The organism is Nonomuraea sp. NPDC003754 (assembly GCF_053605785.1).
Genome location: NZ_JBSGJX010000003.1, coordinates 46,085 through 64,538, shown reverse-complemented (window position 1 = coordinate 64,538; position 18,454 = coordinate 46,085). Strand labels below are relative to the sequence as shown.

The following is an 18,454-nucleotide window of genomic DNA, read 5'->3' as shown; positions in this document are numbered from 1 at the left end:
AATGGGAAGTGTGGTAGGCACGGAACGATGACTGCTTCTTCCCGCGCGGTTCTCGCGGCCACCTTCGCGCCAGGCGAGACCGCCGTCCCCTCCGCGAGAAGGTTCACCCGTGAGGTGATGACCGCCTGGGCCGCCTCTCCCGTGCTGCCTGCGGCCGAGCACCTGGCAGAGGAGCTGGCCGCGCAGGTCGCCGACGCTCCCTTCGAGATCGTCTGGAAGCACTGCGGCGACGCCGTGCAGGTGGAGTTCAGGCAGCGGACCGCTCCCAACGGGGACCCGAAAGGCCCCTCCGTGGATGTCGAGGAATGGGGCATCACCTTCGCGGGCGATTCCCGTGTCCATTGGGCAAGGCTCACGCTACCCGGCTCGGCGGACCGGGTGGCAGCCGAATGGGCGGAGGAGACCTCCAGGGGCCCCCACTGGCTCGGTTTCCTCGCCGACGCCAGCGACCTTCTCGCCGGCACCCTCGATCCTGACATGGTGCCCGCGATCATCGCGCAGATCGTCGTGCCGAGGCTGTCGGCCTGGTGCGCCGTCTACACCGCCGACACCACGGGGCCGCGCCGCCTGGCCTACCTGTGGCACGCCGACGAGGCGCGCATCGACGGCCTGCGCGAGCGGCTGAGCGAGCTCACCGTCCCCGACAGCACCTCCGCCAGCCTCCAGCTGGCCGACTCGCAGGTGCTGGCCGTACCGCTGACCGCGCGGGGGCGCTCGCTGGGGGCCATGTGCCTGGGCCGTCCCGACCGTTTCACCGACGAGAGCATCCAGCTCGCCGAGGACATCGCCCGGCGCGCGGCGCTGGCCATGGACAACGCCCGCCTGTACGCCCAGCAGGCCGCCGCCAACCGGGCGCTGCAGCGCAGCCTGCTGCCGCCGAACGAGCCGGAGGTGCCCGGGCTCGACTACGGCGTCGTCTACGAGCCCGCCGGCGAGGCCAACGAGGTCGGCGGCGACTTCTACGACCTGTTCAAGGCGGGCGACGAGTCGTGGCGGTTCGCCATCGGCGACGTCTGCGGCACCGGCCCCGAGGCCGCAGCGGTCACCGGCCTGGCCCGCCACACCCTGCGCCTGCTCGCCAGGGAGGGGTACGGCGTGGCCGCCGTCCTCGGCCGGCTCAACCAGGCCATCCTCGAGGAGGGCGAGCGCGCCAGGTTCCTCACGCTGCTCCACGGCGACATCACTCCTGTCGAGAGCGGCCTTGAGGTGCGCCTGGTCTCGGCCGGCCACCCCGAGGCGCTACGGCTGAGGCCGAGCGGCGTCGTCGACACGGTGACCACCCCGCAGTCGCTGCTCGGCGTCTTCCCCGAGGTGGTGTTCGAGGCGGACACCATCCACCTCGACCACGGCGACGTGCTGCTGGCGGTGACCGACGGCGTCACCGAGCGGCGCTGCGGCGGGCGCCTGCTCGATGACGACGGTGGCCTGGCCAAGCTGCTGGCCGAGTGCGCGGGCCTGTCGGCCAGGGCGGTCGCCGAACGCATCCGCAGAGCGGCGGCCGACTTCGCGCCCGAGCCGAGCGCCGACGACCTGGCGATCCTGGTGCTGCGTGCCCGCTAGTCGCGCTCGACCGTGTCCTCCAGCACGATCCTGCCGATGACCTCGTACTTCTCCGGGTCGCGCGCCTTCAGGTACAGGGCGGTCGCGACACCGAGGACGGCGACGCCCACCACGATCCACGGGATCGCGGTGAAGAACCCGCTCTTGGCCGCCTCGCCCGCCGCCGCCTCCTGGTTCTGGAACAGCAGCAGCACCACGTACGCCATGGCGAGCCCGCCGGCCAGCGGGGCGATCAGGGTGCGCCAGACGTTGGCAGTCTCCGGGTGCTTCTTCTTGACGTGGAAGTAGCCGATCACCGAGAACGAGCAGAGGGTCTGCACGATGAGGATGGCCAGCGTGCCCAGCACGGCCAGCAGTGTGTAGATGTGGACGTAGGGGTCCATGCCGGCGAAGTGGAAGGCCAGGACCAGCACCACGGAGATCGCCGACTGCACGAATCCGGCGATGTGCGGCGAGCCGTGGACGGGGTGGGTGGCCCCGAGGGTACGGCCGGTGCCGGGGATGAGGTTCTCCCTGCCCAGCGCGTAGAGGTAGCGGGCGGCGCAGTTGTGGAAGGCCATCGCGCAGGCGAACGACCCGGTCAGGATGAGGATCTTGAACAGGCCGACGGCCCACGGGCCGAGCAGCTGCTCGGTGGGGTTGAAGAAGATGCCGGCGAACTCCTTGGCGGCGATCTCCGGCGCCTTCACGCCGTTGGCCGCGACCGTCATCCACGAGACGAACGTGTAGAACAGGCCGATGCCGACCACCGAGACCAGCGTCGCGATCGGGATGATCTTCTTGGGTTCGCGTGACTCCTCGCCGTACATCGCGGTCGACTCGAAGCCGACCCACGACCAGAAGCACATGAACAGCCCGAGACCGACCGCGCCCGCCTGCAGGCCGGTGGTCCGGAAGGCGTTGGCGGGGTTGAGCGTGGCGGCCATGAGGCCGTCGGGGCCGCCGCCGTTCAGCAGTGTGACGATCGCCACCAGGCCGAGCATGAAGATCTCGGTGATCAGGAAGACGCCCAGGACCTTGGCCGTCAGGTTGATGTCGAAGTAGGTGAGGATCATGTTCAGCGCCAGGCCGAGGAAGGCGAACCACAGCCAGTGGATGTCCACCCCGGCCAGCGACTTGAAGGTGTCGTTGGCCGAGTAGGCGAAGAAACCGATGATCGAGGCCTCGAAGACCACGTAGGCCATGGTGGCCAGCAGGCCCGAGACCATGCCGACGACCTGGCCGAGGCCGTGGGAGATGTAGCCGTAGAAGGCGCCGGCCGCGGTGATGTGCTTCGACATCGCCGTGTAGCCCACGGAGAAGATCGTGAGCACGGCGGTGGCGAACAGGTAGCCGGCGGGGACGCCCAGACCGTTGCCGAAGCCGACGACGATGGGCACGTTGCCGGTCATGGCGGTGATGGGGGCCGCGGTCGCCACGGCCATGAAGATGACGCCGACGAGGCCGACGGCGTCCTTTTTCAGACGGTTGACGCCGTGGGTCTCAGTGGAGGTACTCACAGATTCGTGCCCTTCGGCTGGGGGGTGGCGTGATGCTGGCAGCGGCCGAGGGCGACATTCAAGGCGAAGAAAGAGGCAACCTATTACGCTGTGTCAGTTGTGAGTCCGTGTTTGCGGATGAAATTGAGCATTATCGCCATCTGGTCGATACGTTCGGCGACGACGAGCCCGCCGCGACCGGCGTCGTAGTAGTGGACCTCGTGCTCGCGGCCGAGTTCGGCCAGGCGGCTCACGTACTCCTCGAGCTGCCGCAGCGGCGAGCGGGAGTCGTTGACCCCGGCGAGGATCAGCAGCGGGCGCTCGACCTTCTCGACGTAGGTGATCGGCGAGCTGTCGTGGTAGCGCTCCGGCTGCTCGTCGGGGGAGCCGCCGAGCAGCGACCGCTGCAGGGCACGCAGGCCCTCGACGTGGTCCTCGTAGGCGGTGACGTGGCTGGCGATGGGGGCGACCGCGATGCCCGCCGCCCACAGCCTGGGCTGGACGCCGAGACCGAGCAGGGTGAGGAAACCGCCCCACGAGGTGCCCGCGAGCACCGTCCTGTCCGGGTCGACGACGCCCTGGGAGACCACCCACTCCCTGACCGCCGCCACGTCGGCCAGCTCGATGTGGCCGACGTCGCCGCGCAGCGCGTCGCGCCAGGCCGAGCCGTACCCTGTCGAGCCGCGGTAGTTGACGCGCACGACCGCGAAGCCGGCGTCGACCCACGCGGCGACCTCGGGGGAGAAGGTGTCGGCGTCGTGCAGGTGCGGGCCGCTGTGCAGCAGGAAGACGGCGGGGAAGGGGGCCGAGCCCATCTCGGGCCTGGAGACCAGCGCGTGGATGCGCCCGCCTGGACCGGAGACGTCGATGTCCTCGACGGGGACGCTGGTGGGGGCGGCGGGGCCGATCGCGTTCATGACCACGTGGCCGCTGCTCGACCGGATCACCGGCGGGCGGGAGGCGCTCGACCACGCGTACTCCACGTGGCCGCCCGGCCTGGGCCTGGCCGCGCCGATCACGCCGTGAGGCGTGTCGATCAGGGACATGCCGCCGCCGCCGAGGTCGTAGCGGTGCAGATGGGTGCGGCCCCGGTCGTCCCTGACGATCAGCAGGGCGCGGCCGTCGTCGTACCACTCGGCGGTCAGCTCGCCGGGGTCCTTCAGCCAGATCTCGCGCTGCTCGCCGGTCTTCGGGTCCCAGACCAGCGGCTCGTGGCGCTGGCGGCGTTCGTGCAGGGTGAGCAGGCGGCGGTCGCCGGGGAGGGGGCCGAAGCGCAGGCCGATCACGCCCCTGCCGGGACCGTCGGCCAGCTCGCCGACCACGTCGCCGTTCTGCTTGAGCACGCGCAGCGCAGGGTGCCGGAAGTCGCCGTGCTCGCTGTGGTTGAGGGCGACCAGCTCGCCGTCGAGCGACATGTCGGTGACCCAGGAGGCCTCGGAATGCTCGTAGAGCAGGCGGGCGGACTCCCCTGGCCGGACCAGGTAGGTGCTGAACGTGCCGGCGCGGGCCAGGCTGACGGCCGCGAGGCCGGTGGCGGACAGCGCGATGCCGCCGGGCTCGCTGGGCGGCAGGTCGGGGGCGATGACCTCGTGGACGCCGCCGGCGAAGCGCTGGCGCATCCAGACGCCGAGCTCGTCGCGGTCGCTGCCGGCGAACCAGTAGATCCAGTGGCCCGTCGGGTCGAGGGCGGCGTGGCTGGTGCCGTACGGCTGGTTGGTGACCTGGCGGGTGATGCCGGTCGTACGGTCCCACGCGTAGATCTCCCACACGCCCGAGGCGTTCGAGCGGTAGAGGGAGCGGTTCGGCGCCTGGCGTGCCCACTCGGGCAGCGTCATGCTGGGCGCCCGGAACCTGGCCTGCCAGCGTTCCTCCGCCTTCATCCGCTGCCTCCCCCTCCTCAGTTGCCGTCCAGTATTGCGTCTGGGTGGATGAAATACCTGAGGAATGTGAGGGAATTTCGGACTAAATGCCCCATCAGTAACATGAGTCCCGGAGGTGCGTCAAGGAATGGGCCTTGATTGCGTGGGCGCGGTGAAGATAGACAGGCGAAAACTCGCAATTGCTGAGGTCCATTCCGGAAATTTCCGGATTTGGTGGTGGAGGTGGTCGGGGTCCTTGTGCCACGCGCTCGGACCCATGCCCACCACCAAGCCGACATCTTCCCGCGTCAGCGACATCTCGAACCTCACCTCCCGCCTGCCCGTCTCCTCGAAGCCCCGCAGGCTCTCGGCGACCCGATGCTCCTTCGCCTCGTCCACCGACAGCAGGCCCAACTCTCGCACCAGCGGGCTGAGGTGGTCGCCTGCCGGGATGACCACGATCAGGTGGCCGCCCGGTCGCAGGACTCTGGCGAACTCGGTGCCGTTGCGCGGAGCGAACACGTTCATCACCACGTCGGCGACCGCGTCCCCGAGCGGCAGCGGCCGCCACGCGTCCGCCACGAACGCGCCCGCGCGCTCGTGCGCCCTGGCCGCCCGTTTGACCGCGTGCTTGGAGATGTCGAACGCGATGCCGGTGGCACGGGGCACGGCGTCGAGCACCGCCCCGAGGTAGTAGCCGGTCCCCGCCCCCGCGTCCACGATCACCGGCGCGCCCGTCCCCGGCCCGCCGGCGGCATAAGGGCCGAGCTCGGCCGCTCCCGCCGGACTGGCGGACTCCCGGCCCGTGTCGGGGTAAGGGTCGAGCGCGGTCGCGCCTGCCGGATCGGCGGATTCCCGGCCCGTGTCGGGGTAAGGGTCGAGCGCGGTCGCGCCTGCCGGACCGGCGGATTCCCGGCCCGTGTCGGGGTAAGGGTCGAGCGCGGTCGCGCCTGCCGGACCGGCGGACTCGCGGCCCGCGCCGGCGTTGCGGGACGGCGCGGCGGGCGTGAGACAGGCCGCCGCCGTCTCGGCGAGCGCCCGGGCCAGCGGCGCGTAGTGCCCCCTGCCCAGGAAGTCGGCCCTGGCCGCCACCATGGCGGAGCTGTCGGCCGTGCCGGGCGCCTGCGACCCGGTCAGCAGGCTCACGTATCCCTGCCTGGCCACGTCGAAGGCGTGCCCATGCCCGCACCGCACGGCCCCCGCGTCGAGCCGCACCCCTTCACGGCAGACGGGGCAGCGCAGGTGTTCGACGATGTCAGCCAGCATCCCCCCATCATCGCGGGTCAGCCGGCATGCCCGTGATGATCGGTGATGCCGGTGATGCCGGTGATGATCGTCCGTGCCTAGACTCTCCCGATGCCCCGACGATTAATTGTCCTGCTGTGGACGTGCGCCGTCCTGTCCGCCGCGATCGCCTGCGCCGTCCAGCTGCTGGCCGTCCCCGACTCCTTCGCATGGGGCGGATTCACCTACGGCGTCTGCACCGGCTCCGAGCTGTCGGGCACGATCATCAGCTACACCTACCCGGTCTCCTGGGTGCCGCTGTACTGGTACGGCCTGCTGCCCTGCGTGGCCGTGGGCCTGGCGGTGTGGGCCGCGTGCGTGCGGTGGCGCAGGGAGCGGCTGGGCAGGTGGGCCGTCAGGGTGCTCTCGTGGTCCGCGCTGCTGCTGGTCGCCGCCTTGGAACCCCTCCTGTTCGCGATGGACATGCTGCTCGAGCCGGGCTGCCTCGACCGGTGGGGCGGCTGGCGGATCGTCTGGTGGACGGTGGGGCAGCGGGCGCTCCAGATCCCGGCGCCGGTGCTCATGCTCCTGGCCGTGCGCCCGCGCGCGCCGCGCCTGCCCCGCCCGGTGATCGTGGCGTCGCTTGCACTTGCCGTGGCGCTGGCGCCGGTGGCCGACGCGGCGGCTCCGAGCAGGGTGACGGTCCCGGACGAGGAAGCGTGTGGGAGGACCGCGCCGCCCGGCTCGTCCGCACAGGACTGGTCCTTCCTGTGCGAGGCGCGCCATCCCGACCTCGGGTTCGGCCTGGACGGCACGCGGATGCCCGACGCCAAGCTGATGGCCTACGGTCGCCACCTGTGCGCGGTCGCGCGGCGGCACGGCGGTGATGGCGCGGCCACCGAGGTCCAGGACGAGGTGGTGGGGGAGGACGGGCAGGTGGTCCTCTTCGCCGCCCGCCGGATCTGCCCCGAGATGGTGCGGGCCGCCGACGAGCGGGCCGCGAGACAGCGGCGCGAGCTGGAGGCCTACGAGGCGCGCCGCACAGCCGAGTGCGCCGCCCTGCCCCGCCACCGGCCGACGACCAGGCCGGTACGGCAGGCCACGATGCCCATGTCGGCCGAGTGGATGCTGGAGGCCATCGAGGAGGAGACCGAGGGCCTGGCGGGTGAACGGCTGGGCGCCGACGACGTGATGGTCGCGACGCCCGGCAGCCTCGCCATCTCCACCCTCACCGAGCTGGGAAACCTGTGCGTGACAGTGGAGGCCTACCGGGTACGGCCGCCTGTGGAGACCGAGGGCTGGCAGGCGGTGGCCGAGATCGGCTACCGGAGCACGACAGGAGTGCTGGAGATCTACGACGGTACGCGGACGTCGCCGGATCTCGCTGTGGGCGGTGCGGGGGACTACCGCGTGCGCGTGCACCAGCGGGAGCTGCCTGTCGACTACGACGAGCTCGATGAAGGCGAGGATCCGCCGCCCTCGGAAGAGTGGTTGATCATGGTCTTTCCCGGCGGTTCCGGGAAACCGGCGACCTACGTGCGGCACCGGTGAGCGTCAGGCGGATTCGGCCAGTGTGAGGAAGGCGGCGTTCGACGGGGTCTCGCGGAGCCGGCCGACCAGCAGCTCCAGGCCCTGCTGCGGGTCCAGGCCACCGAGCATGCGGCGCAGCCGCCACACCACCTGCCGCTCGGCGGGGTGCAGCAGCATCTCCTCGCGGCGGGTGCTGGACGCCCCGAGGTCGACGGCGGGGAACAGCCGGCGCTCGGCCAGGGCGCGGTTGAGCCGCAGCTCCATGTTGCCGGTGCCCTTGAACTCCTCGAAGAAGGAGTCGTCCATGCGCGAGCCGGTCTCGACGAGCGCAGTGGCGAGGATGGTGAGCGAGCCGCCGTCCTGGAGGTTGCGGGCGGCGCCGAAGAAGCGCTTGGGCGGGTAGATGGCGCCGGCGTCGATGCCGCCCGACAGGACGCGCCCGCCGGCCGGCGCGAGGTTGTTGTAGGCGCGGCCGAGCCTGGTGAGCGAGTCGAGCAGCAGCACGACGTCCTGGCCCTGCTCGACCAGGCGCTTGGCGCGTTGGAGTGCCAGCTCGGCGACCGCGACGTGCTCCTTGTCGGGCCGGTCGAAGGTGGAGGCGGCCACCTCGCCCGCGATGGTCTGGCGCATGTCGGTGACCTCTTCGGGTCGCTCGCCGACCAGGACGACCATGAGGTGCGTGTCGGGATGGTTGCGGGAGACGGCCGCGGCCAGCGCCTGCAGGACCATGGTCTTGCCGGCCTTGGGCGGGGCGACGATCAGCCCGCGCTGGCCCTTGCCGATGGGGGCGAACAGGTCGACGACCCTGGTGGTCAGCGACTCGGTCTCGATCGTCAGCCGCTCCTCCGGGTGGACGGGGGTCAGGTCGGCGAAGTGGGGACGCTCGCGCCAGTCGGCGCGGCCGTTCACCTGCTCGACGGAGACCAGCTTGGCGCCCGCGACGGTGGCGGTCACCTGGTCGCCGGCGCGCAGGCCGAGGTGTTTGATCCGGTCCAGCGGCAGCCGTACGTCGTCGGGGCCGGGCCGGTAGCCGGACAGGCGCAGGAACGCGCTCTTGTCGCGCACGTCCAGCAGTCCGGTGACCTGCCGGGCGGGTGCGGCGGCGGTGCGGGGGCGGGGGACCGTGGGAACAGAAGACACGGTGGAAACAGACATGATGAACCCTCCTCGAGGGCACGCCTGGAAAAACGCAGGCGGTGGGTGAGAGAACACGGGACGGGCCCTCAGCACGGACCCTTCAGGGAAATCAGCGGAGCAGGTGGACGCTCAACGCTGGTTCGCAAGATATCACAGTCAACGCGGACGGCAAGGGTTCTGTTCCCGTCGCCCCAAGCCGCCCACATCTCCCGGAGCGGGATCCGTCAAGCCGGCTGCAGGGCTCCTGCAATCGTCGGAGGCTTTCATGGAGGTGCGAGCCCAAGGGGGATGTCATGAAGAAGACCCAGTGCCCGACATGTCACACCACCCTCGACGAGGGTCCGATCATGTACCGCTGCGCGTGCTGCCGTCGCGCCGTGTTCGCCGCAGACCTGGAGAACGAGTACGTCACCCGGCTAGCGTTGTCGGATGCCGCATAAGTCAAGAATCGTGGCCGATGTCGAGATCACCCCGTTGTGTGATGCCATCGGCCCGATGGGGCCCTCGCTTCGCCTGCCGTTCCTCGAGACCTTTCTCGGTGCGGAGGTCGACGAGGGCGAGTGGATCCTCCACTTCCACTGCTTCCTCCTGCGTGACCGCGACGGCCACGTCACCCTGATCGACACCGGCATCGGGCCCACCTCCAGCTGGGCTCCCGCCCCTGGCGCGCTGCCGGGCGAGCTGGCCGCCGCGGGTGTCGCGCCCGGCGACGTCGACACGCTGATCATCACGCACCTGCACAGCGACCACTTCGGCGGCACGATCGTCGACGGCCGGCCGGTGTTCCCCAACGCGCGCCACGTCGTCCAGCGGGCCGAGATCGAGGCGACGTCCGTCCTCGACCCGGTCAGGGAGCTGCTGCAGGTGGTCGACGGCGATGCGGAGGTCGCCCCCGGCGTGGTCGTACGGCTGACGCCCGGCCACACCCCCGGACACCAGAGCGTCGAGGTCGGCGAGTTCACCATGGCCGGTGACGTCCTGCACCACCCGGTGCAGCTGGCCGACCCGACGATCCGCTACGTCTACGACGGCGACTCCGACCTGGCCGCCAAGACCAGGCTCGACCTGGTCGCCGGACTGCGCGCGCAGGGCCGGCTGCTCGGCACCTCCCACTTCCCCGAGCCGTTCGTCGAGCTGGGCTAGCAGCGCGCGGGCCTTGGCGCGGTAACGCAGCACCTGCACCACGCCGAGCAGCCAGACCGGGTACTGCACGGCCATCGCCCAGCGGTGGTCGCCGGTCAGGTCCATCGTCACGCCGATCAGCGCGATCACCGACATCGAGGCCAGGAAGCCGCCGCCGTTCACGATGCCGGTGGCCGCGCCGATGCGGCCCGCGGGGTTGAACGTCCTGGCGTAGTCGAAGCCGATCATCGATCCGGGGCCGTTCGTGGCGAGCACGACGACCAGGACCACCAGCAGCCACAGCGGAGCCCGGCCGCCCGGCCACAGCAGCACCGCCGTCCACGCGGTGGCGGTCGACCCGGTGACGGCCAGCACCAGCCACGATCGGCGCAGCGGGAAGCGGCCGGCCAGGTAGCCGAGGATCGGGCCGCACACCATGCCGACGGCGGTCAGCGCCGACAGCAGCACGCCCGCGGTCCCGGGCGCGAGTCCCTGGCCCTGCACCAGGTACGGGTAGCCCCACAGCAGCAGGAACGCCGCGGCCGAGCACTGGGTGGCGGCGTGGGTCCACATGCCCAGCCTGGTGCCCGGCTGCATCCACGCGGCCTTCAACCCCGGTGCGCGCCGGTCGGCCGAGGGACGCCCGTCGCGCAGGACGGCCGCGACGAGGACCGTGGCCAGCACGCCGACCCCGGCGGCGCCGAGGAAGGTCGGCGTCCAGCCGTACGCGCGCAACGATCCGATGATCGGCACGGTCGACGCGATGGCGCCGAACTGGCCGAGGATGCCGGTCAGCTGCACGATCACCGGGTTGCGGCGGGCCGGGAAGGACAGGTTGACCAGCCTGATCACGCTGATGAACGTCATGGCGTCGCCCGCGCCCACCAGGGTCCTGGCGGCCAGGCCGAGCAGCAGGTCGTCGGCGAAGGCGAAGACGACCTGGCCGCACGACATGATCAGCGCCCCGATGAGCAGCATGCGTTTGGAGCCGAACCTGTCGACCAGCACGCCGACGGGGATCTGCATCACGGCGTAGACGAGGAGCTGGAGCATCGCGAGGGTCGCCAGACCCGACGCGCCGACGTCGAGACGGGCGGCGGCCGCCAGGCTCGCGACACCGAGGGACTGGCGGTGGAAGACCGCGACGAAGTAGGCCAGGACGCCCGTCGCCCAGAAGATCAACGCGCGTGGTGTCACGGGGACAAATCCTATCTTTTTCGTAGGATGTTCCCATCACTGGCCCCGGCGCCGGACGTTCCGCGTCCGGGACGACGTTGTAGGTTGATCACGTGAGCGTGGACACGGAGTTCTGGGCGTCGCTGAGCAAGGTGCTGGCCGGGGCGGGCGCCTACATCACCGACCCCGGAGGAAGAACGCTGCTGGTCAAGCCCAACTACCGCGACCACTGGGGCTTCGCTGGCGGCCACGTCGACGAGGGCGAGGACCCCGCGCAGGCCTGCGCCAGGGAGGTCGCCGAGGAGCTCGGCCTCACGCTGCCCGTCGGCGACCTGCTGGTCGTGCAGTGGGTGGGCCCGCTGGACGTCCGGCCGCTGCCGCTGGTCAACTTCCTGTTCGACTGCGGCACCATCCCCGCCGACACCCCGATCACCCTGCAGGCGGAGGAGCTCGACGACTACGGCTTCTTCACCGAGGCCGAGGCCAGGAAGCTGCTCCCGCCGTGGGCCGGCGACCGGGTGCCCGCCGCGGCCGCCGCCAGGGCCAGCGGCTGGAGCCGCTACCTGCCGCCCGTCAGCGCCGGCTGATCGGAGAGCAGGGCCGCGGGCAGCGTCACCGTCGCCGTGATCCCCCCGTACGGCGAGGGCCGCAGCCGGACCCTGATCCCGTGCCTGGCCGCGAGCCTGGCCACCACGAACAGCCCGAGCCTGTCGCTCTCGGCCAGGTCGAACTCGGGCGGCTCGGCCAGCCTGGCGTTGAGCTGGCTCAGCTCCTCCTCGGGCAGCCCGAGCCCCCGGTCCTCGATGTCGACCTGAAGCCCCTCCGGCACGCCGACCGCCCGCACGTCCACCCTGGTCTGCGGGGGCGAGAAGAGGGTGGCGTTCTCCACCAGCTCGGCCACCAGATGCACGACGTCGGTCACGGCCGAACCCATCACCGCCACGTTCGGCGGCTGCGGCACCTCGACCCTGGCGTACTCCTCCACCTCGGCCACGGCCGCCCTGAGCACGTCCACGGCCGGCACCGGGTTGCGCCAGCCCCGGCCCGGCGTCTGGTCCGACAGGATGATCAGGCTCTCGGCGTGCCTGCGCATGCGGGTGGTGAGGTGGTCGAGCTTGAACAGGTCGTCGAGGATGACCGGGTCGTGAGTGCGCCGCTGCATGCCGTCCAGCTGGAGCAGCTGGCGGTGCAGCAGCGACTGGTTGCGCCTGGCCAGGCTGACGAAGACCTGGCGCACGCCGTCGCGCAGCTTCGCCTGGTCGACGGCGGCTCCGACCGCCGTGGACTGGACGGAGTTGAACGCCTGGATGATGTCGCGCACCTCGGTGGTCTGCGCTCCGGTGTCGAGCGGTTCGACCTCGGGCTTGGCGCCGCCGGCGCGCAGCTGATCGACGACGCCCGCCAGCCGTACCTCCGCGAAGCCGGTCGCGGCGTCGCGCAGGCCCGCCAGCTCGCGCACCAGCCGGCCGCGGAAGCGCAGGGAGAGCACGATGGAGGCGACGACGGCGACCAGGCCGATGCCCCCTGCGACGCCGATCTTGATCAGGATGGCGGTGGCGGTCGGGTTGACCCGGTCGACCAGGCCCTGCACGGCCTCGGACTGGTTGCGCTCGACGGCGGCGGCGAGGTCGTCGCCCCGCGACACCCAGGTCGCGGAGGTCGCGGGCAGTCCGTTGGCGGTCGCCTGGCCGCGGATGGCGTCCTCGATCGCGACGAAGTCGCGGTAGGCGGCGGAGCCGGCCAGCCCGCGGTAGGCGGCGCCGAGGTCGTCGTCGAGGTGGGTGAGCGCCTGGGAGTAGAGGAGGCGGCGGGTGGCCGACATCCGGGTGAACAGCGCCCGGTCGGAGGGGCCGACCTCGCGGGTCGCGAGCACGTGCACGATCATCGCCCGCTCCCTGGACAGGAGCTCCTTGGCCTCGCCGAGCATGGTGACCGACCTGGCCAGCCGGTAGAGCGCCATGTCGGGCACCAGGATCATCTGGTCGTACATGCGGAAGGAGGCGTCCACGATGTCGCTGTAGACGGTGATCGTCTGGATGGCGCCGACCGAGCGCGCGTCGACCCCTCTGCGCAGCTCGGGGAGGCGGTTCAGCTCGCGGTAGAGCGCCTTGAGCTGCTCGGCCATCTCCGGTGTGACGTTCTCCTGCAGGGCGGCGCGCCGGCGGAAGGCCGCCACGGCGGTGTCCGTCCTGCTGCGCTGGTTGATCAGCTCCCGGTACGGCCTGGCGGACGACAGGAACTCGGCCGACGACAGCCGCTCGCGCTGGAGTTGGATGTTCATCTGCTCCGACGGGTCGGCCAGGTTGGTGACCAGGTTGTTGATCTCCAGCAGGCGCAACCCGTCACCACCGGTCAACGCGGCCGCGAACGTCCACAGCCCGACCAGCGAGATCAGCGGGACCGAGAGCAGGACGAGCAGCTTGAGCGCGATGGGGCGGCCGGGGCGGGTGAAGCGCCTTTTCATGGTGAGATCGTCTCGCAGATCACACCCCTTTTGGGAGGTTTCCCATGCGCTTGCCGCGATCGATATCCGGATGGACCATCGCCGTCTTCGGCTTCCTTGCTTTCGCCCTGGGCCTGTTCGGCCTGCTGAGATCGGACGATCTGCTCGGCCTGCTGGGATTCGAGGTCGTGGAGATGCGCGGGCCCGGTGACTACACGAAGGTGTACATGGCGGCCTCGTCGATGGCCGCGGTCAACATGGGCGTCTACTACCTGCTGGCCGCGGCCACCGACTGGACACCGTTCTTCCGGTGGACCGTCCCGTGGAGGACGGTGACGTTCGTGGTGTTCACCACGCTGGTGGTGACGGGCGCCGCACCCGCCGAGTTCGTGGGCGTGGGGGTGTGGGAGGGGCTCGGCGCCCTGGTCACCGGCCTCGCGCTGTGGCGCGAGGGCAAGCTGTTTCAGCGCTCGTCGGAACGGCGCCCCGCGACCAGGTGATCGTCGGGGTGCGGGGCCTGCCGGGGGATCGTCCGCGTCTCCCCGGCGACGTCGTGGGTGTCGTCGTGGGTGCTGTCGGGGGTGTTGTCGTTGAGCTTCCGCTCCAGCGCCCGCTTCTCGTCCTCCAGCTTGGCGACCCGGTCGTCGGCCTGGACCCGGACGTCGCGCAGCGCGCGGCGCCGCAGGAGCGACCGGCGCGAACCTGAGCCGATCATCGAGACGCCGAGGAGCAGGACTCCCGCGGTGGCCGCGCCCACCAGGAACATCTCCAGGTGGGACGGCTGGAAGGTGTAGCCGACAACGGTGTAGGTGGTATCGGGTTCCATCGCGACGAGGTAGATGGTCGCGGCTGCGATCAGGACCAGGATCAGCCCCAACACGATCATGAGCTCACCTCTCTTTCAAGACGGCGCTTCCTCTGCCCCTGAACGATGGAGTCATGCGGCCGGACGCGGGCCGGTGGCGTCACGGCCATGTTGTCCACACCCTGTGGACAACATGCGGTCTGTGGCCGACCGCCCCGTCCGGCTCACTGTGTCATGCAGGGATCAAGCATGTCGCCGCTCAGGACGGGGGCGGCTTTTCCCCGCTCACGCCAGATCGTCTTGAGCACCCGCCACCCGTCGCGGACGGCGTGCAGGTTGCTGGCCCCGTGGATGCGCGAGCGCTCGTGGCTGGGCACCTCGCGGATGTCCAGCCCCGCCTTCGCGGCCCTGACGTTCATCTGCGTCTCGATCTCGAACCCGTCGCAGTCGAGCGCCATGGCGTCCAGGTGGTGGGCCCAGAAGGCGTTGTAGCCATAGCACAGGTCGGTGTAACGCGTGCCGTACAGGGCGTTGGTGGCGAACGTCAGCACCTTGTTGCCCAACGAGCGGACGGGGCTGATGTCGTCCGAGCCGCCGCCCTCGATGTAGCGGGAGCCCTTGGCGAAGTCCGCGCCGTCGACCAGGGCCTGCACGAACCGGCCGATCTCCCGGCCGTCGGTCGACCCGTCGGCGTCGATCATGACGATGATGTCGCCCTTGGCGGCGGCGAAACCCTCGGTCAGCGCGTTGCCCTTGCCCCGCCTGGTCTGCGTGACGACACGCAGGTCCGGGCGGAGGCTGCGAGCCACGGCCACCGTGTCGTCGACGGAGTTGCCGTCCACCAGGATCACCTCGTCGATCCAGGTGGGCAACGTCGCGAAGACGTGTGGCAGGTTGTCGGCTTCGTTGAGTGCGGGAACAACAACAGTGACGCTCGCCGCGAAGGGGCCTGTGTTCATGGAACCAAGGTCCACGATCACACCTGCAACTCGCTTGACATCCCCTTGCAGCTGGTGATGATCTACCGCATTCGGGACGAAACCCCGTGTTTCTGGGGCTCCCGGTGACCTGCGATGTTGTCTCTTTCGCTCGTTCCACGGCTCTGAAAGTAATGATCCACTTGCCGTCTCTTGACATCGTGTTAGGAAAATGTATGGAATCAGCGCCGGGTGGCCGCCGCCCAGCGCTCCAGGAGCGCCGCGGCCGCGCCCGAGTCGATCGCCGCGCACGCGCGTCCGTAGGCCGCCGCCAGCCCGCGCACCCCCTCCCGCCCGGCCGCCGCCAGCGCCGCGGCGGCGTTCAGGCAGACGATGTCGCGCACCGGCCCCGGAGCGCCGCCCAGCACCTGCCGCGCGACCTCGGCGTTGTACGCGGCGTCCGCGCCCCTGAGGTCGTCGACGGACGCCCGGGCGATGCCCAGCGACAGCGGGTCGAAGCGGCTCGACGTGACCGTCCCGTCCCTGACCTCCCAGATGGTGGACGGCCCTGTCGTGGTCAGCTCGTCCAGGCCGTCGTCGCCCCTGAACACCAGCGACGAGCAGCCCCGCGCCGCCAGCACCCCCGCGACGACCGGCGCCAGGTGCGCGTGGAACACCCCCACCGCCTGCGCCGCCGGCCTGGCCGGGTTGACCAGCGGCCCGAGCACGTTGAAGACCGTCGGCACGCCGAGCTGCCTGCGCGGCCCGGTGGTGTGCCGGAAGGCCGGATGGTGCCGCGCGGCGAACAGGAAGGTGATCCCCACCTCCGCCGCGACCCCCGCCGCGCGCGCGGGGGACAGGTCGACCACGACGCCGAGCGCCTCCAGCACGTCGGCGGCGCCCGTGGACGACGAGGCCGCCCTCCCGCCGTGCTTGACGACCTTCGCCCCCGCCGCGGCGGCGACGATCGCGGCCATGGTGGAGACGTTCACGGTGTGGGCCTGGTCGCCGCCCGTTCCGACGAGATCGACCGCGTCGCCGGGCACCTCCAGCGGGGCGGCGCCGTCGAGCAGCGCCGTCGCCAGCCCCGACACCTCCTCGACGGTCTCGCCCTTGGCGCGCAGCGCGACGGCGAACCCGGCGATCTGCGCGTCGGTCGCCGCGCCGGCCATGATCTGGCCCATCGCCCACGCGGTGTCCCGCGCGCGCAGCGATCGACCGTCGAGCAGCGTGCCGAGCAGAGTGGACCAGGTCGTCATGTTCGAGCCTCCAGTCGTGCGGACGAGGAGGCCAACCATCGATGACCGCCTCGCGAAGGGCGGTCATCGGACATCGCGCAGGGACCGCCTAGAAGGCCGGCCACCAGGAAAGCGCGATCATGACATGACATGCTACCGGCATGTCGGTGCTCTCCCCCCTCCGGGACACAGCGGTCGGCGCCGCCGGCACCGCCCCCGCGCGCACGCGTCGCCGGATCTGTACCGGTCCCGCGCGCACGCGTCGCCGGATCGGGGCCGGCCCCGCGCGCACGCGTCGCCGGATCGGGGCCGTGCCGCCGCAGGAGACACCGCGAAGGGAGCGGCCGTGGATCTGAGGCGAACGTTCGACGAGGACGCGGAGCTCTACGACAGGGCCAGGCCCGGCTACCCGGCCGAACTGTTCACCCGCATCCCCGTGGCGTCGCGCGTGCTGGAGATCGGCTGCGGCACCGGGCAGGCCACCCGCGGCCTGCTCGGCCGCGGCTGCGTCGTCACCGCCGTCGAGCTGGGGCCCGCGCTGGCGGCGCTGGCGCGGGCCCGCATGCCGTCCGTCGAGGTGGTCAACGCCGACTTCGAGACGTGGCCGCTGCCGGCCGAGCCGTACGACGTGGTGTTCGCGGCCACCTCCTTCCACTGGCTCGACCCGGCCACGCGGGTGGCCAGGGCGCGGGCCGCGCTCCGCCCCGGCGGGCTGCTCGCCACCGTGGCCACGCACCACGTGGCGGGCGGCACCGCGGCCTTCTTCGCCGAGGTCCAGGAGTGCTACGAACGGTTCGACCCCGCCACGACGCCGGGCCTGCGGCTCCGGCCCGCCGCCGCCGTCCCGCCCGACGGTGAGGCGCTGCCCGGGTTCGCCGCCCCCGTCTTCGAGCGCTGGGAGTGGGAGCTGGCCTACACCACCGAGGAGTACCTCGACCTGCTGTCGACCTACTCGGGTCTCCGCGCGCTGCCCGCGCGCGCCGCCCTGCTCGACTGCGTCGGGGCGCTCGTCTCCTCCCGGTACGGCGGGCGCGTCGTCAAGCGCTACCTCACCGAACTCCGCACCGCCACGGCCATCGGCTGACACGGCGGCGTTGCGCGACCACGCTCTCCCCTTGGCCGCGCCTGCGAGGTGACCGCGGCCGCGAGGTGACCAGGGTCGGGAGGACCGGGGTCGGGAGGCGGCCGGGGCGGTGAGGTGACCGGGGTGCGGGGCGGCCGGGGCGGTGAGGTGACCGGGGTCGCAGGGCGGCTGGGGCGGTGAGGTGACGGGCGGCCATGGCGGTGAGGTGACCGGGGGCGGGAGGTGAGCGCGGCGGCCGGGTGGCCATGGTTCCACCGGCTTGCCGAGGTCACCTCGGCGGGCTGGAGTCAGCCGTCGGTGCCCGCCGGGCGCAGCGGGGTGACGGAGAGGTCGTCCAGCGTGGGCGGGCTGCCCGTCTCCTGTGGCTGGGCCGGTGACCCCACGGGGTGGTTGGCGATGGAGACCACCTGCTGCCCCTCGATCTTGTTCCGCGCCATCGCGGTGGCGCCCACGCTGGCCCTGAACAGCTGCGCGTGGGCGGCGGCGTTGCCGGGATCCCGATGCGCGATGATCTTGACGCGGGCGTCGGCCCAGGAGTTGACGATGCCGGGCAGGTGCACCGCGAGCGCGCAGAGGCACGGCAGCCCCGTCACGAGCAGGACGCACAGCAGCGCCTGACCGGACAGGGTGGCCGACTGGTTGCCGAGCGCGTAGGCACCGGCCGAGCTCAGCGGCAGGGTGAGCGCGGCCGTCAACCACCCCGGGAGAATGGGCGTCTTTCCTCTGGGCACGCTGGTCGCCTCACCGGCCATGCGGTGCCGTAACGGAACCGGCACCAGGACGGATGTATTCACGGCTGCGCAGTTTTCTAGCCATGGGCGTCATTGCTCCTAGATGGCGATAAGGGCATCTAGATGCGGATAAATCCGCTCTAGATAGAC

Annotated in this window: 15 protein-coding genes and 1 pseudogene; 6 read left to right on the top strand and 10 right to left on the bottom strand. The window is 71.2% G+C overall.

All coding sequences use genetic code 11. The features are described 5' to 3' along the window. The first annotated feature begins 27 nt into the window (after positions 1 to 27). Positions 28 to 1,560, top strand: coding sequence for a PP2C family protein-serine/threonine phosphatase (locus ACWEVS_RS04745; RefSeq protein ID WP_452413021.1), 1,533 nt, complete (start codon positions 28 to 30; stop codon positions 1,558 to 1,560). Here ACWEVS_RS04745 and ACWEVS_RS04740 read toward each other — a convergent pair. The 3 genes from ACWEVS_RS04740 to ACWEVS_RS04730 all read right to left on the bottom strand — a co-directional run bounded on the left by ACWEVS_RS04740 (position 1,557) and on the right by ACWEVS_RS04730 (position 6,163). Further along, complete coding sequence (locus tag ACWEVS_RS04740; RefSeq protein ID WP_452413020.1) at positions 1,557 to 3,059, bottom strand: APC family permease; 1,503 nt, start codon at positions 3,057 to 3,059, stop codon at positions 1,557 to 1,559. The two genes, ACWEVS_RS04745 and ACWEVS_RS04740, sit on opposite strands and share 4 nt — an antisense overlap. 83 nt (positions 3,060 to 3,142) lie before the next feature. Further along, complete coding sequence (locus tag ACWEVS_RS04735; protein WP_452413019.1) at positions 3,143 to 4,918, bottom strand: prolyl oligopeptidase family serine peptidase; 1,776 nt, start codon at positions 4,916 to 4,918, stop codon at positions 3,143 to 3,145. A 120-nt stretch (positions 4,919 to 5,038) separates the two neighbouring features. Continuing rightward, positions 5,039 to 6,163: a putative RNA methyltransferase gene (locus ACWEVS_RS04730; RefSeq protein ID WP_452549945.1), complete on the bottom strand. Its 1,125-nt coding sequence runs from the start codon at positions 6,161 to 6,163 to the stop codon at positions 5,039 to 5,041. A 90-nt stretch (positions 6,164 to 6,253) separates the two neighbouring features. Here ACWEVS_RS04730 and ACWEVS_RS04725 point away from each other — a divergent pair, with 90 nt between their 5' ends. Beyond that, entirely contained in the window at positions 6,254 to 7,672 is a 1,419-nt protein-coding gene (locus ACWEVS_RS04725) for a hypothetical protein (RefSeq protein ID WP_452549944.1), read from the top strand. A 3-nt stretch (positions 7,673 to 7,675) separates the two neighbouring features. Here ACWEVS_RS04725 and rho read toward each other — a convergent pair whose 3' ends face one another. Then, positions 7,676 to 8,806 (bottom strand): transcription termination factor Rho, encoded by a 1,131-nt coding sequence (gene rho / locus ACWEVS_RS04720; protein WP_452413017.1) that lies wholly within the window; start codon positions 8,804 to 8,806, stop codon positions 7,676 to 7,678. A 411-nt stretch (positions 8,807 to 9,217) separates the two neighbouring features. Here rho and ACWEVS_RS04715 point away from each other — a divergent pair, with 411 nt between their 5' ends. After that, positions 9,218 to 9,931 carry an MBL fold metallo-hydrolase gene (locus tag ACWEVS_RS04715; RefSeq protein WP_354921892.1) on the top strand — a complete coding sequence of 238 codons (714 nt, stop codon included), beginning with the start codon at positions 9,218 to 9,220 and terminating at the stop codon, positions 9,929 to 9,931. Positions 9,932 to 10,075: 144 nt separating this feature from the next. Here ACWEVS_RS04715 and ACWEVS_RS04710 read toward each other — a convergent pair. Further along, positions 10,076 to 11,107: pseudogene (locus ACWEVS_RS04710) on the bottom strand (MFS transporter); the annotation flags it as partial. Positions 11,108 to 11,199: 92 nt separating this feature from the next. Here ACWEVS_RS04710 and ACWEVS_RS04705 point away from each other — a divergent pair. Beyond that, positions 11,200 to 11,673 carry an NUDIX domain-containing protein gene (locus ACWEVS_RS04705; RefSeq protein WP_449915553.1) on the top strand — a complete coding sequence of 158 codons (474 nt, stop codon included), beginning with the start codon at positions 11,200 to 11,202 and terminating at the stop codon, positions 11,671 to 11,673. Here the strand turns inward: ACWEVS_RS04705 and ACWEVS_RS04700 are convergent. Further along, positions 11,646 to 13,550 (bottom strand): sensor histidine kinase, encoded by a 1,905-nt coding sequence (locus ACWEVS_RS04700; protein ID WP_452549942.1) that lies wholly within the window; start codon positions 13,548 to 13,550, stop codon positions 11,646 to 11,648. The genes ACWEVS_RS04705 and ACWEVS_RS04700 overlap by 28 nt on opposite strands. A 44-nt stretch (positions 13,551 to 13,594) precedes the next feature. Here ACWEVS_RS04700 and ACWEVS_RS04695 point away from each other — a divergent pair, with 44 nt between their 5' ends. Continuing rightward, positions 13,595 to 14,029, top strand: coding sequence for a hypothetical protein (locus tag ACWEVS_RS04695; protein WP_452549941.1), 435 nt, complete (start codon positions 13,595 to 13,597; stop codon positions 14,027 to 14,029). Here the strand turns inward: ACWEVS_RS04695 and ACWEVS_RS04690 are convergent. The 3 genes from ACWEVS_RS04690 to trpD all read right to left on the bottom strand — a co-directional run bounded on the left by ACWEVS_RS04690 (position 13,993) and on the right by trpD (position 16,510). Further along, positions 13,993 to 14,415, bottom strand: a complete 423-nt coding sequence (locus tag ACWEVS_RS04690; protein ID WP_452549939.1) for a hypothetical protein — start codon at positions 14,413 to 14,415, stop codon at positions 13,993 to 13,995. The two genes, ACWEVS_RS04695 and ACWEVS_RS04690, sit on opposite strands and share 37 nt — an antisense overlap. A gap of 143 nt (positions 14,416 to 14,558) precedes the next feature. Continuing rightward, positions 14,559 to 15,293: a glycosyltransferase family 2 protein gene (locus ACWEVS_RS04685; protein WP_452549937.1), complete on the bottom strand. Its 735-nt coding sequence runs from the start codon at positions 15,291 to 15,293 to the stop codon at positions 14,559 to 14,561. 200 nt (positions 15,294 to 15,493) lie between these two features. Beyond that, a complete protein-coding gene (trpD, locus tag ACWEVS_RS04680) occupies positions 15,494 to 16,510 on the bottom strand; it encodes an anthranilate phosphoribosyltransferase (protein WP_452549936.1) in 1,017 nt (338 codons plus the stop codon). Positions 16,511 to 16,835: 325 nt separating this feature from the next. Here trpD and ACWEVS_RS04675 point away from each other — a divergent pair, with 325 nt between their 5' ends. Next, positions 16,836 to 17,573, top strand: a complete 738-nt coding sequence (locus ACWEVS_RS04675; protein WP_449915537.1) for a class I SAM-dependent methyltransferase — start codon at positions 16,836 to 16,838, stop codon at positions 17,571 to 17,573. A gap of 287 nt (positions 17,574 to 17,860) precedes the next feature. On the opposite strand, the gene ACWEVS_RS04670 is transcribed toward ACWEVS_RS04675, so the two are convergent. Then, complete coding sequence (locus ACWEVS_RS04670; RefSeq protein ID WP_452549934.1) at positions 17,861 to 18,367, bottom strand: hypothetical protein; 507 nt, start codon at positions 18,365 to 18,367, stop codon at positions 17,861 to 17,863. Positions 18,368 to 18,454 lie beyond the last annotated feature (87 nt).